Origin of the sequence: Paenibacillus polymyxa M1 (genome assembly GCF_000237325.1) — a bacterium.
GTDB classification, from domain to species: domain Bacteria; phylum Bacillota; class Bacilli; order Paenibacillales; family Paenibacillaceae; genus Paenibacillus; species Paenibacillus polymyxa_C.
In genome coordinates this window covers 3,615,899-3,632,302 of the sequence record NC_017542.1, presented here as the reverse complement: position 1 = coordinate 3,632,302, position 16,404 = coordinate 3,615,899, and the positions used below count along the sequence as shown (strand labels likewise).

13 protein-coding genes are annotated in these 16,404 nt (G+C 47.4%); 11 read left to right on the top strand and 2 right to left on the bottom strand.

Annotated features, from left to right (window positions below; translation table 11 throughout):
* The first annotated feature begins 118 nt into the window (after positions 1-118).
* The gene (locus tag PPM_RS16400) at positions 119-484 is read left to right on the top strand and encodes an Asp23/Gls24 family envelope stress response protein (RefSeq protein WP_013310912.1); all 366 of its coding nucleotides are present in this window, start codon (positions 119-121) and stop codon (positions 482-484) included.
* Between the two features lie 227 nt (positions 485-711).
* On the opposite strand, the gene ftsW is transcribed toward PPM_RS16400, so the two are convergent.
* Positions 712-1,974, bottom strand: a complete 1,263-nt coding sequence (ftsW, locus tag PPM_RS16395; protein WP_013371867.1) for a putative lipid II flippase FtsW — start codon at positions 1,972-1,974, stop codon at positions 712-714.
* A gap of 248 nt (positions 1,975-2,222) precedes the next feature.
* Between ftsW and PPM_RS16390 the strand changes: the two genes are divergently transcribed.
* From PPM_RS16390 to PPM_RS16350, 9 genes are all read left to right on the top strand, one after another.
* A complete protein-coding gene (locus PPM_RS16390; protein ID WP_013371866.1) occupies positions 2,223-3,428 on the top strand; it encodes a M20 family metallopeptidase in 1,206 nt (401 codons plus the stop codon).
* 84 nt (positions 3,429-3,512) lie between these two features.
* Positions 3,513-3,941: a CBS domain-containing protein gene (locus PPM_RS16385; RefSeq protein ID WP_013371865.1), complete on the top strand. Its 429-nt coding sequence runs from the start codon at positions 3,513-3,515 to the stop codon at positions 3,939-3,941.
* A gap of 159 nt (positions 3,942-4,100) precedes the next feature.
* Positions 4,101-5,924 (top strand): DNA repair helicase XPB, encoded by a 1,824-nt coding sequence (locus tag PPM_RS16380; protein ID WP_013371864.1) that lies wholly within the window; start codon positions 4,101-4,103, stop codon positions 5,922-5,924.
* 6 nt (positions 5,925-5,930) lie between these two features.
* Positions 5,931-7,916 (top strand): helicase-associated domain-containing protein, encoded by a 1,986-nt coding sequence (locus tag PPM_RS16375; protein WP_013371863.1) that lies wholly within the window; start codon positions 5,931-5,933, stop codon positions 7,914-7,916.
* Positions 7,917-8,023: 107 nt separating this feature from the next.
* The gene (locus tag PPM_RS16370; RefSeq protein WP_013371862.1) at positions 8,024-8,464 is read left to right on the top strand and encodes a YlbF family regulator; all 441 of its coding nucleotides are present in this window, start codon (positions 8,024-8,026) and stop codon (positions 8,462-8,464) included.
* Between the two features lie 34 nt (positions 8,465-8,498).
* Positions 8,499-8,759 (top strand): YlbG family protein, encoded by a 261-nt coding sequence (locus tag PPM_RS16365; protein ID WP_017427798.1) that lies wholly within the window; start codon positions 8,499-8,501, stop codon positions 8,757-8,759.
* A gap of 228 nt (positions 8,760-8,987) precedes the next feature.
* Positions 8,988-9,425: a hypothetical protein gene (locus PPM_RS16360; RefSeq protein ID WP_013371860.1), complete on the top strand. Its 438-nt coding sequence runs from the start codon at positions 8,988-8,990 to the stop codon at positions 9,423-9,425.
* 203 nt (positions 9,426-9,628) lie between these two features.
* On the top strand, positions 9,629-10,546 hold the full coding sequence (locus PPM_RS16355; RefSeq protein WP_013371859.1) for a selenium metabolism-associated LysR family transcriptional regulator: 918 nt from the start codon (positions 9,629-9,631) through the stop codon (positions 10,544-10,546).
* A 35-nt stretch (positions 10,547-10,581) separates the two neighbouring features.
* On the top strand, positions 10,582-11,451 hold the full coding sequence (locus PPM_RS16350; RefSeq protein WP_013371858.1) for a PHP domain-containing protein: 870 nt from the start codon (positions 10,582-10,584) through the stop codon (positions 11,449-11,451).
* A 95-nt stretch (positions 11,452-11,546) separates the two neighbouring features.
* Here PPM_RS16350 and PPM_RS16345 read toward each other — a convergent pair whose 3' ends face one another.
* Positions 11,547-13,295, bottom strand: coding sequence for an Rqc2 family fibronectin-binding protein (locus PPM_RS16345; RefSeq protein ID WP_013371857.1), 1,749 nt, complete (start codon positions 13,293-13,295; stop codon positions 11,547-11,549).
* Positions 13,296-13,525: 230 nt separating this feature from the next.
* Here PPM_RS16345 and PPM_RS16340 point away from each other — a divergent pair, with 230 nt between their 5' ends.
* Positions 13,526-16,324, top strand: coding sequence for a calcium-translocating P-type ATPase, SERCA-type (locus PPM_RS16340; protein ID WP_014600034.1), 2,799 nt, complete (start codon positions 13,526-13,528; stop codon positions 16,322-16,324).
* The last annotated feature ends 80 nt before the right edge of the window (positions 16,325-16,404 follow it).

Sequence of the window (16,404 nt, the reverse complement as noted above, 5' to 3'; positions counted from 1 at the left end):
AATATACCCAAAATGATATAGGTTGTAAACGAACGATGTTTTTATACGTAAGGTTTGCATTTGGAGTGGCTGAGGCTTTACAATACAAATAAAGGATGGATGAAGGGGGACATAGGTCATGGCAGAGCAAATTCAACAACTGGAAGCAGGAAACATCAAGATTTCCAACGATGTCGTAGGAAAAATTGCCGGGATGGCCGCATTAGAGACACCAGGCATTGCTGCAATGTCAGGCGGCTTATCGGAAGGCTGGGCCAAAAGGCTGAGCGGTAAAAATGTACAAAAGGGCGTATCAGTGGAGGTTGGACAACTGGAAGCTGCCATTGATCTACGTATTATCGTGCTCTACGAAACACCTATTCATGAGGTGTCCCGAATTCTTCAGCAAAATGTGCGAGAAGCCGTCGAAAGTATGACGGGATTGCGGGTCGTGGAAGTGAACGTAAAAGTGGAAGGTGTCGCCTTCAAGGACGATGCAGTGTAATAGACCCATCACATGCTAAATGGACATTTTTCACCAATGGTATAGATGCCGGGAATTCCCTGCGATAATCCGAATAAGTTACACGAAAACTGGTGGTTATAAAACGCCAGTTTTCGTTTTGTGAATCTGCTGGATAACATTTTGCAGACGGACCTGTAGTTATATACATATACAAAAAAAGAACTTCCAATGCCACCGTGGTTAGTGGCTATATGGAAGTTCTTTTTTTAGCGGTAACGGTTGGTTCTACGAGTTTGAAAGCGAGTAGGGACTTCATTACGGACAGTTACCCCTGTAGTGCGTTCTTGCACTGCTTGTTTGGTGTTCTCACGAGAAATACTGAGCATGATGCCCATGGAGAACATCATAACAAGCAGGGAGGAACCACCAAAGCTAATAAACGGAAGGGTTACGCCAGTGATTGGAATCGTTTGGGTTACTCCGCCGATATTAATGAAGGCCTGAATGGCGATCAAACCCATGATGCCAGTGCCCACCAACGTTCCGAACGGATCATGGCAACGCAGAGCAATGAGCATGCCTCGCCAAATGAAATACAAATATAACATTAAGAAAATGGCTGTTCCGATAAATCCAAACTCTTCACCAATGACAGAAAAGATAAAATCATTAAATGAATTGGGCAAATAATGAAGCTTGATAATGCCTTTACCAAATCCTGATCCGTTTAAGCCGCCTTCGCCAATAGCTTGCAAAGACTGCACCAGATTGTATCCCGTTCCTTGTCTATACTTCTCAGGATCAAGAAAGGCTTGAAAGCGTCCGATTTTATAATCTTGCTTGGCAGCAGTAGCTTGTCCATTTGCGCTTTCGGAATCTCCTCCAAACAATGACCCAATACCAAATACGATGGAAGCGCCTAGCACGAGCAGGATGATTGATGCGGTAATGTGTTTGACGCTGGCTCCCCCGGCATAAATAATCAGGCCACTGGTGGCTACCAAAATAAAGCAGGAGCCTAAATCCGGTTGAAGCATGATGAGTCCTGCGACAGAGCCTACAATGACAGTTACAGGTATGTAGCCAGTCCGCAAATCTCTAAATCGATCTCCTTTTTTCACAATCAGTGCGGATAAGTAAAGAATGATGGAGATTTTTGCAAGTTCCGTTGGCTGGAAGCCAATACTACCAAATCTGAGCCAGCTTTTTGCACCATTCAGAGAGCCTGTAAAAAGAACGATGATTAGCAGTAATATGGTTATGAAAAATAAAGGCACAAAAAGCTTTTTATATTTTTCCATCTTAATATTCATAGCTACCAACATAATGAAGAGTCCAAGTACAGCAAATGCGGACTGACGCTTCACAAAATATAAAGAGTCAAAATTGTATTCTTTATTCAGCAGAGCTACGCTGGAGCTGGAGCTAAATACCATGATTACACCGAATCCAACCAGCAACAAAGTGAGGATCAGCAATTGGAAATCCGGTGTCCCTCTTCTTCGAGTCTCCGGCTTCGTATTTCTCATATCAGCTTCCCCCGGTATTCGCCGCAAGGTACATTCCTCGCAGACGTTTATCATTTTATCGTTTATCCATTTTATCATAGTATGTTTGATAGGCTTCTGCAACCATCTGGAGCAACAGATATCACAACAATTCCATATCTGCTACAATAGGATAAAAATAAAGGCTTGAGAGAAACGGCGCATACGTGGAAAAGCTGCATGATTTATCGGAAATTTGCCCGATGTTTTAAAAGGAGAGGTGGAACATAATGACACAACAGGCGATGGACCAAACCTGGTTCGATCAATTACAAGAAAACATGGTAGAGTGGCGTAGACATTTACATAAGAATCCCGAAATTTCTTTTCAGGAAAGTAAAACTGCCGCTTTTGTAGCAGATAAGCTAGAGAGCTGGGGATTAGATGTTCGTCGACAGGTAGGGGGACACGGTGTTGTAGGTACCATTCGTGGTGCCAAACCTGGACCTGTTGTTATGTTACGCGCCGATATGGACGCTCTTCCTATTCAGGATGAAAAGGAATGTGAATATCGCTCCATCGTGGATGGGGCCATGCATGCTTGCGGACATGACGGGCATACGTCCGTATTACTTGGGACAGCTTACTATTACAGTCTGAACCGCGATGAGCTGGAAGGAGAAATCCGATTTTTGTTCCAACCTGCGGAGGAATTGTTGCCTGGAGGTGCGGTCAATGTAATCAAAGATGGTGTACTGGAAGGTGTGGATGTTATTTATGGCATCCATTTATGGACACCATTCTCGGTCGGGACCGCCGCGAGTTGTGCAGGGCCGTTGATGGCGGCGGCCGACGATTTTTATATTGAAATTGCAGGTAAGGGTGGGCATGGTGGTATGCCCCAATCTACAAATGATAGTGTGGTGGCAGGCTCAGCTCTTGTTATGCAACTGCAGAGTATCGTAAGCCGTTCAGTCGACCCGTTAAGGCCTGCTGTGTTGACGGTGGGAACCATCGAAGGGGGCTCTGCGCAAAATATAATTGCGGAAACCTGTCGCTTGAGTGGAACCATTCGTACGTTTGATGAGCAGACCCGGACGGTCATGAAGGAGCGACTGCATGAGGTAACTGAGCTTACAGCAGCAACATATGGGACATCAGCAAAGATTCGTTACATTATGGGATACCCGCCAGTTGTTAATGATGCCCGAGAAGCAGCTCGCTTTTTTAAGGAAGCCAAGCCTGTGTTCGGCGAGGGGAATGTACAGGAAGCGCCAAAGTTGATGCCAGCAGAAGATTTTGCGTATTATTTGGAACGTGTGCCAGGTTGTTTTATGTTCGTAGGGGCGGGTAATCCGGCCAAAGGAGCAATTTATCCGCACCACCATCCAAAATTTGATTTTGATGAGGATGCCATGATCAACGCAGTTCGTCTGTTTATTGCCATGTCTACCGGATATGCTGCTGAATGCAAAGAAGGGGCAATTAACGGCTAATACGAGCTAAATTGGGAACGGTCCAATCTGGAGTATGAGCTGAATGAAATGGGGTACCCTACTCTTGAAAAGGAGGGAGTACCCATGAAAAAGGTTCAGGAAGTTATGACTAAAAAATGCGTAACGGTTACCCCGCAGGACAATATTTACGAAATAGCGGTCAAAATGAAAGACAATGATACTGGCTTTATCCCAGTTGTGGAAAGCGAAGGCAGTGATAAGTTGATCGGTGTAGTAACAGACCGTGACCTTGTAATTCGCGGCTACGCAGCTAAAAATTCTGGTTCTGGTTCGGTGGATACGGTAATGACAACAGGTATTCGTACAGCCAGTGCTGACATGTCAGTGGACCAAGCAGCTGAACTGATGGCAGAGCAGCAAATCCGTCGTTTGCCCGTGACGGAAGGAGACCGTCTGATCGGGATTGTTTCGATCGGGGATTTGGCTGTTCGAAATATTTTTGCAGACAATGCTGGAGAGGCGCTTAGCCAAATTTCCGAGCAGGTTCACTAGAAGGATAATAAAGTAGGCACCAGTTTGGGACGGTTTTTATCCCGAGCTTCTGATCAGGAGTTCAACCCGAGTGTGGGTTGGACTCCTTGCTATTCCGGTTGATCTGCGAATAAACGGATAAGCTATTATTATAGAACTTTTGAGTGCCAGGAGGTAGTCATGAATCCAGATCATCCTTGTATTGTACAACGTGATTTTACCGTTTTGCTGGAAATGGGTTTGCCTGATTCGGAATGGGCTCGTTCACAGTTGCAGATTTATGCGGAGCTGGTAAAAAGTCCGTCCGCTTTTCATACATATCACATCACTCCATTGTCGCTCTGGAACGCAGCCGCTCTCGGGTGGAGTGCTGAGGACATTCAAAATAGTTTGCACTCTATGTCCCGTTGGGATATTCCGCGTGATTTGTTGAAGGATATTGAACAGCTTGTTTCTCGTTATGGGACGTTGACGCTGTCACGGGCGAGTGCAAAAGAAGAACAAACTTACGGCACAGATACGATTGACGCGCATCGTGATGAGCAAGAGTCAGACAGAGATACAAAGGCGAGGAAAGCCAACACATACACAATAGGTGATCACTTGATCTTGGCAGTAGAGACTCCAACTTTACTGGATGAGCTATTGAACAAGAAAGAGCTAAAACAGCTTGGTTTGCTTCGCACCAATGAGACAAGCGCATCCGTACCGCCCGAAAATCGTGGCTTGCTCAAGCAGGAATTAACTCGCTTGGGATATCCCGTTGTGGATACGGCAGGTTATCTTGAGGGGAATCTGCTTCGTTTTACCTTGGGGAAGGGACAAACGGAGTTGCAGCTTCGTGATTACCAGGTGAAAGCTGCTGATGCATTTGAAGGCACAGACGGCTTAGGGGGGAGTGGTGTACTAGTGCTCCCATGCGGAGCCGGAAAAACAGTGATCGGTATGGCAGTGATGAATCGACTTCAGTGCGAGGTGCTTATTTTAACTTCTAATACGATTTCTGTGCGGCAATGGATCGAGGAACTGAAGCAAAAGACAAATATTCCTGTCGATTCTATTGGGGAATACAGTGGTCAGAAAAAGGAGGTGCGACCGATAACGGTGGCAACCTACCAGATTTTGACGCATCGGCGCAACAAAGACGGAGAGTTTGAACATATGAAACTGCTGAGTGAGCGGAAGTGGGGACTCATTATATATGATGAGGTACATTTGCTGCCTGCGCCAGTATTTCGAGCCACGGCCGATATTCAGGCTACCCGTCGTTTGGGATTAACAGCTACGTTAGTTCGAGAGGACGGGTGTGAGCGGGATGTGTTCTCTTTAATTGGACCCAAACGGTACGATATGCCGTGGAAGGAACTGGAGCGACAGGGCTGGATTGCTCAGGTCGATTGTGTAGAACTGCGTTTGCCCATGACCGCTGACCTTTTGGAGCAAAGTATGCGTGCTGAAGGCAGACAGCAATACCGAATTGCAGCCGAAAATCCGGCTAAGCTGGAGGCAGTACGCAGTCTGGTGGAGAAACACAAGGGGATACCAACACTTATTATTGGTCAATATTTAGACCAGTTACGTAAATTGGCTCAGGAGCTGGACGTCCCACTGATTACGGGTTCCATGACTCAGAGCGAGCGGGTGCGTTGGTTCGATGCGTTTCGCAAGGGTAATATTCAAACCTTATTAGTATCCAAGGTAGCAAACTTTGCAGTCGATTTGCCGGATGCAGCAGTAGCGATAGAGGTATCGGGTAGCTTTGGCTCCCGTCAGGAAGAGGCGCAGCGACTTGGCCGCATTTTACGACCAAAGCCAGGCGACAATAAAGCTTATTTTTATGCATTAGTGACGGAGAACAGTAAAGAGATGGATTTTGCAGCACGTCGTCAGCTGTTTCTGATTGAACAGGGCTATGAATATGCGATTCGTAGGTTTGATGGGACGATGGCTGGCAGAAGCCAGGAGGATGAGATTGAAGATGGCGGAAAGAAAAAGGAGGCCTAACCAAGGATGGACGTAACGAGTACGCAAGGCAACTGGAATGAGCTTTTAGCGGATGAGCTGCTGGTGCTTAGACGATGCTTTGTCCGGTATGCGGCACAGCCTATGAAGGAAGAGGAGCCTATGCAGCTTACCCAAGGTGCCTTAAGCGGAGTCGAAACAAAACTGGCACTGCATGGGCTTCGCTCTCGGGGGTGGCTGGAGGCAGTCACCAAATCGTGGGGCGAACGGATTTTATATATTCCGGTTGATCGGCTACCCGCTCTGTACGATATGTTGTTAGAGCAAACTCCAATGAACGGGATACATACAGATCATCCGATAACGGTACATGAAGCAATGACAGGACTGGAGTCAGAGTTACTGCATGTGTTGTCACGTATTGCGATACAGGGAGTTCCTTTGACGGCCAAAGGAACCATACATAAACGGTCATTGCAAAAATTGAATGAACTGACCCCCTTTCGTCCGGAGGACCTGGAGGGACTTGGGTTGCATTATGCGCATGCCGAGCTATATCCAGTACAAACGGTGGTAATGATCGATTTACTACTCAGTTTGGGGCTGTTAGTGAAAGAAACAGTGTCTTTTCGCATTCAGGAGGCGGAACTGGCGACATGGATTCGTTTGTCTGCTGGGCAAATGCGCAAGCATATTTTTGACACCCTCATGGAGAGGTACGGCAAGGCTGAAGCGCCTATGCAGCATTTTCGCTATATGCTGTGTGCCGTCTCGCAGTATGGAGGAACAGATGAATGGATATCTATTCAGTATCTGCTGCAATGGATGCTTCAGGTAGGATTAATACCGCAGAATAGTTTAAGTGGAGATGATTCTACGAACAGTGCCTTTATAGATATTGTTCCTACAATCGCAAATCTCAAAGGGCTTGAGGACGAGACGGTATCTGATTTTAATTTCAATGGATCTTTTATGGAAGATATAATGGGTTGGTTGAAGGCCCTGACGGCTTTTGGAATGGGGGATTGGGGTCAGACTACATCAGGCGAAATCTGTTTTCGCTGGAATGTCTCTGTGACAGATCTGCTTCGTCCCTATAATGACGAGGATACACATCAAGAACAAGGTGCCTTTTATGTGCAGCCTGATTTTGAAATACTGGTGCCGCCAGATGTCGCATATGATGTGCGCTGGCGATTGGAATGCTGCTGTGAACGTGTGACAGGAGACCGGATGGTAGTGTATCGGATTACCAGAGAGAGTATTACAGAGGCAATCGAGCTGGGCATGGAGGCCAAGGAGATTCCTGCTCTTTTGGACAAGTACAGTCGGACAGGGGTGCCAGAACATGTACGGCTGGCAGTAGAGCAGTGGGCAGGCAATGTCGGACGAACGGCTTTTGTGACGGTAACACTTTTGCGATGCGGTACTCAGGAGGATGCGGACATGGTTGCGCGTCATCCTGCACTTGAAGGATTACTGGAGCGACTCGGCGACAAAGATTTTATGATCCCGGTACACTCTGCTGAAAAAATACGAAAAGCGCTTGCTGCAATTGGATTAAGTCCGCGTCTTGAGCCGAAAAATGCGGATGAGCCAGCTCACCATTATCCACTTTTGACGGAGATAGAGAACCTAGATGCAGGCCGTTCCCTATTTTCACAAGAGGGAAGGGCTGGTCTGGTTTACACAGGGCGCACGTTGCATTTTTATGAACAAGAGCATACCCTGCCTGACCCGTCTGACTATTTTCCAGAAAGATCTACAGTACCCTCTTCATGGACAAAAGAATGGAGGAGTTACCATACGTCCACTTCCAGGCAGTTGATGGAGCAAGCAATCCGTTGGCAGGCGGCGGTGGGATTGCGAATCAGTGGGAAAGAGGTTAAATGGATACCGGAATCGGTGGTTTCCGGCGATCCCTGGAGTGTCACAGGCTGGTACGCCTCAGGAATGGATGAGGAAACGCCTTCTCGTGCGACCTTGCAGCCAAGTGATTGGTCCGATATGAGGCTGTTGGTTCCTTTTACATAGTCGTGTCAGGAAGTACATGAAACTCCTTCTTCTCAAAAGAAGGATGTGGTATGATAAATGAGTCTACTTTTATTGGGTAGAACTTTATATAAAGTGAGATGACATTCATGAGCGTAGCCGAATTGAACACGGTCAATATGGCAGAAGTGCTTATTAACGCCTATGAATTGGGCGATATGGTCAACCGGTCCTTTGAGGTATCGGATTATTTATATTGGAAGCAGCGTGTGGAATTGAACCCGTCTATTCAGGCGTGTGTCCGCAAGCTGGATGCCAAAAAGGAGCTTTTCGCTGAAACGGAGCGTTTTGGGCATTTTCATCCCAACTATCATGAAGCGAAGGACGCAGTGCAGGCCGTTGAACTGGAGCTGGAACAATTTGAGGCTGTTAAGGAGTTCAAGCGGGCCGAAAAGGCGTTGGATGATATGCTTCATGCCATGTCTGAAACGATTGCATATTCCGTGTCCGAGACCATTAAGGTGCCGAGCAACGACCCAAATGTGAAAAAGGGCGGATGCGGCAGCGGAGGGAAATGCTCCTGCGGATAGGCCATAGGAATGATACGGAGGGGAGATGAAGCGAATGTTTGCCGAGCGGACAGGGTACATCATTTGGGTAAGCGATATCAAGGCTGCCCGCAATCTGGAGAAATACGGAAATGTCCACTATATTTCAAAGCGTATGCATTATGTAGTTATATATATGAATGCGGATCGGGCAGAGGACACCGTTAAAAATATTCGCAGACTTTCCTATGTACGTAAGGTTGAGCGCTCTTTCCGAAATGAGATTAGGACGGAGTACAACGACGATAAGGAAAAGATGAAAGAATATGAAATATAAGCTTTGATTGTCTATACATTCAAATTTCTTGAAAAAGGTCAGCCTACGGGCTGGCTTTTTCTGTGAAGCCAGGACTTTTGCATACTAATCTTAATGCTGTTAGACCTAAAAAATCTTTAAAAAACACCCATAAACTTCAATTTTGTAACTTGTAGTCCCGGGTCTGTTGAGGTAACATATGAATATATTGGTAGATATAAAGACCTATCTGGTGGGGAGAGTGATCCCGTGCGTGACAAGGCAATGCAGCGATGGAGTACATACGAACCGTTCTACGTGGAGATGGGCGATAAGAAAGTCGCCGATATCGTGATTACAAATCATGCGAAAACACGTTATTTAGATCGGGTAGAGCAGAAACAGTCCGAGACGAATCATATCGCCGCCTGGCTTTGGGAGTGCCTGAAGCAAAACAGGATGGAGTCCTACTATCATAATGAAGAGGATGTATATTTAATTGATGGTGATCTGGTCGTTGTCGCCGAATTTGGTGAGTTGCCAGGTGAGATGGACATTGCGGGGAATCCGCTTCATAAGATGATTATTATTACCTTTTTGGGTCGGATGTCAGAGACTATCGAATTAAGGGACTTGAAGTCCTACTATTCATGGCTACGCCATTCACGGCGCATGACACTGATGAAAAGCACTCGCAAGCAAAAATAGACGGTGATTTGACGGACGGTTCCATTAGAAAGCGTGCTCATTGACACCGTCGAGTTTGAGTAGAAGTATGCAGTTATCAGCTGCATGCTTTTTTATTTTGCAAGCATATAACTCCCCATTTCGGTAAGTTTACTCGGTAATTGTTCGCCAGACGTTTTTCTTATGTTAAAATAAGAAGATCAGAGGGGAGAGGGCTGGTCAGTATGAACTTTCATCAGCTGCACATTTTTTATACCGTAGCGGAGCGCGGAAGCTTCTCGGCGGCGGCGCAAGCGCTGCATATGACGCAACCTGCGGTGACGATGCAAATTCAGTCTTTGGAAGATTATTTTGGTACGAAGCTGTTGCGCCGATCGACTAAAAAAATTGAGCTTTCGGAGGCAGGAGCGACATTACTGCCTTTTGCAAAAAGAAGTATGCAACTGATTAGGGAAGCTGACGAGGCGATGTCTGCTTTTACTCACATGCTGGAGGGAAGATTGCATATTGGTGCCAGCCTAACGATTGGTGAATACATTGTGCCAAGAATGTTGGGACCGTTTGGTCAGGAGTACCCTCACATACGTATGGCAATGAATGTGATGAATACGACTCAAATTATGGATGATATACTAAAGCACCAGTTGAATTTAGGGCTGATTGAGGCCCCGGTTCAACACCCGGATATTGTGGTAGAATCTGTGATGCAGGACGAACTGAAGCTGATTGTTCCTTCGGGGCATGTGCTGGCCAAGGCCAAAAAAGTAGTTTTAGAAGATGTATTCAAGCATCCCTTTGTAGCCAGAGAAAAAGGTTCTGGTACACGCCAAGTCATAGAAGACGGGCTGAAAAATCGTGGTGCGGATGCCTCTCGACTTGATATTGTAATGGAGATGGGCAGCACTGGAGCGGTCAAATCAGCGGTAGAGGCAGGACTGGGGATTACTATGCTGTCACCTTCTTCAGTCAAACATGAGGTTGCGCTCGGGTTATTGAAAATTGTAAATATTTCAGATATTACCTTCAAACGAGAATTTTATGCAATTCATTTGAAATCAGCGTTGTTGCCGATCCCGGTAGTAACTTTTCTGTCTTACTTGCGTCGTCATGATCAGGGAATGGACGTATTCGAGGACTCGTAGGACAAGCTTTAGAGATGAAGAGGAGGAGAATCTACATGAAGGAACAGAATAATTTGCAACGATATGATCTACATACACACACCCAAGCATCTGACGGTATGCAATCACCTGCTGATAATGTGCGCTGGGCGAAGGAAAAAGGGCTGGCCGGTGTGGCTATTACAGATCATGATACGGTGGCCGGTTTGGAGGAAGCCTTGGAGGAGGGAAGACGCATTGGGATGACCGTGGTGCCGGGTGTGGAAATCAGTACACGTGCTGGTGGCAAAGATATTCATATATTAGGTTATTTTATGGATTACCGTAATAAAATGTTTTTGGAACGGTTGGAAAAGCTGAGACAGGCGCGGGATACCCGTAATGATTTGATTTTGAGTCAATTGCGTAGCTTGGGCGTGGAAATCACGCTAGATGAGGTGGTGGCTACAATGGGCAGACCACTAGCGCCGGATGAAAGTATTGGACGTCCGCATATGGCAGATACCCTGGTTCAAAAAGGTTACGCGAAGGACATGCGGGATGCGTTTGATCGTTACTTGGCAGAAGGTGCGCCCGGATACGTGTCTGTACCCCGTGTAGAGCCTGCGGAGGCTATAAGCTGGATTCGTGAAGCAGGAGGAGTGCCTGTAGTGGCCCACCCTGGCTTGTATGGAAATGACGAACTGGTGTGCTCCATTATAGAGGCAGCGAAGCCTGTAGGGTTGGAGGTGCGCCATTCGGATCATGATGCTGAGGCCGAGAGACGATATACTGCAATGGCGCTGCATTATGGGCTTATCGCAACGGGCGGCTCGGATTTTCACGGTGCACGCCAAGGTGTGATTTTCCACGGCGATCTGGGTAGCCGTAGTGTGGACGGTCAGGTCGTCGAGGAGTTGAGAAAGGTTGCTGTTGGACAAAAGTAAATGAAAAAGCCCCTTGCCTACCGCATGGAACACAGAAGTATACCGTGCAAAGGACAAAGGGCTTTTTATGTGGATTCCATATGCTAGTGGAACCTCTAGCCGTTTTTGATGCGGTTCGGCAGCTTTTTGACCAGTTCCTCATCAGGTGTGATAAAGAGCGTACGCTGATGATCGTAGATGACAAAGCCGGGCTTTGCTCCGCTGGGTTTGCGTACATGTCGAATCAAGGTGGCGTCTACAGGTACGCTGCTGGACTGCTTGGCTTGGCTGAAATAGGCAGCCAGTTGAGCTGCTTCCTCCAACGTTGCGTCTCCGAATTTCTCGGCACGAATAACGACGTGTGACCCTGGAATATCCTTTGTATGCAACCACGTGTCATTGGGTCCGGCCAGTCGGTTGGTCACATATTCATTCTGCAAGTTATTTTTGCCAACCAGTAGCTCGATGCCTTCGGATGATGTATATACGTGCAAGGTCGGACGGTCATTTTTCTTCTTTTTCTTTCCTTTTTTAACCCGATCTCTAAGATAGCCCTGCTGAACCAGTTCTTCACGTATTTCCTCAATGTCGTTGATAGAAGCATGGGCTAGCTGCTGAAGAAGATTGTCCATATAACGAATTTCATCGTGAGTCTTCTCTAGTTGCTCGTCAATAACAGCCAGGCTGTTTTTATATTTGTTGTACTTTTTAAAATAACGCTGTGCATTATCTGAAGGGTTGAGCAGCGGGTCCAATGGAATGGTGATCGCACTCTGTTCCTCGTCATAAAAGTTAGTGAGTGTTACTTCCTTGTCACCCTTTTTTACCTCATGCAGTGAAGCGAACAGCAGCTCTCCGTAAATCCGAAATTGATCGGCATCTTCTGCTTCGGCCAAATCTTGATGGAGATGATCGAGTTTTTTTAGGTTTTTGCTCCGCTCGTTTTGCAGAAACCGCAGTAGGTCGCTAACCTTTTGCTTAACCGTGTCCCTTTCTGCTTTTTCGCCGAAAAAGTCCTCCATACACTCACTGATGGTAGTGTATTCCTTACGTTCTCCTTGGATCAACGTCAGTGGGATGGCTGAAAATATTACTTTATCTTGTGCGTTCAGTCCAGATACCGGCTGAAAATGATGATTCCGCACGTCATCCATGATGTCACTGAATGCCCTCCACAGTCGACGATCCTTGTCACCAGAAGCTTCTTCATTAGATGCTCGGATTAGTATCTCTTCAGCAATGAGGGGACTAAGTCCGGTAAAAGTGTTCACGATCCAGCGTTTGGGAGCTTCTTCCGCCTCAATGGCTGCTTGATACGAGGAAAAGAAGGCTGCTTCTTCGACTTCTAGTGGATCTAGCTTGTTTTGTTCAGGAGGCTCTGTGTATTGAAAGCCTGGCATAACGACCCGATAGCTGCTGATAGAGGGTGTGACATGATGAATGCCATCCAGCATCACACCTGTTTCCGGGTCAAGCAAAATAATGTTGCTATGTCTACCCATTACTTCAATAATAATGCGCTTAAATGAAATATCCCCCAGTTCATCACGCTGACGTATATCCATATGAATTATGCGCTCCATGCCCACCTGCGTGATGTTCTCAATAATGCCTCCTTCGCAATGTTTGCGAAGAAGCATACAAAACATGGGAGCTTCTGTCGGATTGAGAAAGCTTTGTTCTGTAAAATGTACACGCGGAAATGTCGGATTAGCCGACAGCAACAGTTTTACACTCCCACCTTGTACCCGCAGGTTCAGCACGATATCGCGTTCGTTTGGCTGATGTATTTTATTAATGCGCCCGCCCCGGATGGCTTGCAGTTCGTGTACGATAGCGCGGGTTACGATTCCGTCCAATGCCATAATGTATGTTCTCCTTTGAAGCAAATGTATTTTCGCCTTCCTTCTATGATACATAACTTTGGGACAAAACTTAAGCGGCTTTGTGATATTTCGAGTCCTGTCCGAATAGATTGAATCAAGAAAGTCTGTCCAGCATATCAGCAATCGTGGCACAAAAATATAATAACGGGCAGCCATCCTACGCACAACCGACGGAAACGGACTATCTGACCGGGAGGGAATTGGGGAGAATGGAACAAGCACACTGGCACCAATTAAGCAATGAACAGCTTTCAACAAGTCTGGAAGTCGACCCGAAGCAGGGTCTTTCGGAGGAGCAGATTGCGGAACGAAGAGAAAGGACGGGATGGAATGAACTGAGCGAGGGCAAGCGTGTTTCGGCAGTTTTGCTGCTGCTCAACCAGTTCAAGGATTTTATGATGCTTGTATTGATGGGAGCGACCCTGATATCTGGCCTACTCGGTGAGTATTTGGACGCGATTACCATTATTGCTATCGTTGTGCTAAATGGAATTCTCGGCTTTGTGCAGGAATTCAGAGCTGAACGTTCATTGCGAGCTTTAAGACAGCTTTCTGCTCCAACCGCCAAAGTGCTGCGAGGCGGTAAACGAATACATGTTCAGGCCAGAGAGCTGGTTGTGGGAGATATCGTGCTGCTGGAAAGTGGTGATCGTATCCCTGCAGATGTAAGGTGGTTGAGTACAAACGGCTGTGATGTCGAGGAGTCTGCCCTGACAGGTGAATCGGTTCCGGTGAGTAAGCATTGCCGCCCTATTCATGCCGCCGAAGTACCTCTTGGGGACCAAAAGAACATTGGTTTTATGGGTACCATGATGACCAGAGGCACCGCACAAGGCGTGGTCATTCGCACAGGCATGACTACCGAAATGGGGAAGATCGCAGACTTGATCGAAAATACGGAGTCGCAAGAGACACCGTTGCAGCACAGACTGGAGCAATTGGGAAAAATCTTGATTATCGTGGCGTTAGCGCTAACCGTGCTCGTAGTCGTAGCGGGCATTTTGCATGGTCAGCCAGCTATGAACATGTTTTTGGCCGGCGTGAGCTTGGCTGTGGCAGCTATACCAGAAGGATTGCCCGCAATTGTAACCATTGCCCTCGCTTTGGGTGTACAGCGTATGATCAAACGCAAGGCCATTGTGCGCAAGCTGCCTTCCGTTGAAACGCTCGGCTGTGCGTCTGTCATTTGCTCTGACAAAACGGGCACACTGACCCAAAATAAAATGACAGTCACCAAGCTTTGGCTGGATGGTCGTTTCTGGGGAGTTACCGGGGAAGGTTATGATCCACACGGTCATATTATGGACAGGGATCTTCCGGCCGACCTAAAAAACGGACAATCCTTGCGTAGATTGCTGCAAGCCAGTGTACTTTGTAACAATGCGGAAATTGTTCAAGCTGACATAGATGAGCTGCGTTCGAAAAAGAAAACCAAAGAGCCAACGCCTTCCGCTGTGTGGGAGCTGAAAGGTGATCCGACAGAAGGAGCGCTGGTCACGTTAGCTGCAAAAGGCGGAGTCACGCGACAAGGCCTATATGAACTGTATACACGGGAGCGAGAATTCCCTTTTGACTCGGATCGGAAGCGGATGTCGGTACTCGTACGCCACCAGGGAGGACATATTGTATTTGCCAAAGGAGCGCCGGACGTGCTACTGGGTCAGTGCTCTTACATTTTATGGGAAGGGAATGTCGTTCCGCTAACGGGTACGCTGCGCCAAAAGGTATTGGCAGCCAACGAAGGTATGGCATCAGAGGCGCTGCGTGTACTTGGTGTCGCTTACCGTGACATCCGCTCGCATGAACGTGTCTCTACGGCTGAGGAGGCTGAAGAACAGCTGGTTTTTATCGGCCTGACCGGCATGATTGATCCGCCACGCCGCGAGGTTCGCGAGGCCATCGGCAAGTGCCGTCGTGCTGGCATTCGCACCGTGATGATTACGGGTGATCATGGCACAACTGCGGAGGCCATTGCACAGCAGCTGGGTATTCTCCAACGCGGCTCACATGTGTTGACGGGACAGCAACTGTCTCTCATGGATGATGCGGCGTTGGATAACGTTGTGGATACCGTCTCCGTGTATGCGCGGGTGTCGCCGGAACACAAGCTGAGAATCGTCAAGTCGCTGCAAAGACGCGGACATGTCGTAGCTATGACCGGAGATGGCGTCAATGACGCACCAGCGATCAAGGCATCGGATATCGGTATTGCCATGGGCATTACAGGAACAGACGTGACTAAAGAAGCGGCTGCACTTGTACTGAGTGACGATAATTTCTCAACGATTGTAGCGGCAATTGAGGAAGGCCGAAATATTTACGAGAATATCCGTAAATTCATCCGTTATTTACTCGCCTCTAATGTTGGTGAAATTTTGACGATGTTCTTTGCCATGATGGCTGGGCTGCCGCTACCTTTGCTGCCCATTCAGATTTTATGGGTAAATCTGGTGACTGACGGTTTGCCGGCGATGGCTCTGGGTGTGGATCAGCCGGAAAAGGATCTTATGGAGCATAAGCCTCGTGGTGCAAAGGAAAATATTTTTGCTCGTCGACTGGGCTGGAAAATCATTAGTCGCGGTCTGTTGATCGGCTTATGTACACTTGCGGCCTTTTGGCTGACATTACGGATTGCTCCGAATGATGCAGGGCAATTGATCAAAGCACAGTCGGTTGCATTTGCTACGTTAGTGCTGGCGCAGTTAATTCATGTATTTGATTGCCGCAGCTCCCGTTCCGTTTTCCACCGTAATCCGTTTCAAAATAGTTATCTCGTGCTTGCCGTACTGTCCTCCATTGTACTGATGCTGGTTGTAATGTATGTGCCTGTGCTGCAGCCTATTTTCAAAACGGTACCCCTTGGTTTACGTGAATGGGCACTATCTATTGTCGCAGCTGGAATTCCAACGTTCCTGATGGGAGCGGGAAGTGTATGGGGCGGTCGACGTAACCGTCGGCACGGCGGAAATACACACTTTTCAGCGGGACGTACAAAGTTTTCAGCCTAGAATTTGAGTCATGCGTATCGCATCGCTTTCCCGCTTTTGCCCTGTATGATATTATGGGATCAAAGCTTCAAGAGGAGCAT

Coding starts and splice junctions, on each gene's coding strand:
- PPM_RS16400 (WP_013310912.1), top strand. CDS start 119: ATGGCAGAGCAAATTCAACAACTGGAAGCAGGAAACATCAAGATTTCC.
- ftsW (WP_013371867.1), bottom strand. CDS start 1,974: ATGAGAAATACGAAGCCGGAGACTCGAAGAAGAGGGACACCGGATTTC.
- PPM_RS16390 (WP_013371866.1), top strand. CDS start 2,223: ATGACACAACAGGCGATGGACCAAACCTGGTTCGATCAATTACAAGAA.
- PPM_RS16385 (WP_013371865.1), top strand. CDS start 3,513: ATGAAAAAGGTTCAGGAAGTTATGACTAAAAAATGCGTAACGGTTACC.
- PPM_RS16380 (WP_013371864.1), top strand. CDS start 4,101: ATGAATCCAGATCATCCTTGTATTGTACAACGTGATTTTACCGTTTTG.
- PPM_RS16375 (WP_013371863.1), top strand. CDS start 5,931: ATGGACGTAACGAGTACGCAAGGCAACTGGAATGAGCTTTTAGCGGAT.
- PPM_RS16370 (WP_013371862.1), top strand. CDS start 8,024: ATGAGCGTAGCCGAATTGAACACGGTCAATATGGCAGAAGTGCTTATT.
- PPM_RS16365 (WP_017427798.1), top strand. CDS start 8,499: ATGTTTGCCGAGCGGACAGGGTACATCATTTGGGTAAGCGATATCAAG.
- PPM_RS16355 (WP_013371859.1), top strand. CDS start 9,629: ATGAACTTTCATCAGCTGCACATTTTTTATACCGTAGCGGAGCGCGGA.
- PPM_RS16350 (WP_013371858.1), top strand. CDS start 10,582: ATGAAGGAACAGAATAATTTGCAACGATATGATCTACATACACACACC.
- PPM_RS16345 (WP_013371857.1), bottom strand. CDS start 13,295: ATGGCATTGGACGGAATCGTAACCCGCGCTATCGTACACGAACTGCAA.
- PPM_RS16340 (WP_014600034.1), top strand. CDS start 13,526: ATGGAACAAGCACACTGGCACCAATTAAGCAATGAACAGCTTTCAACA.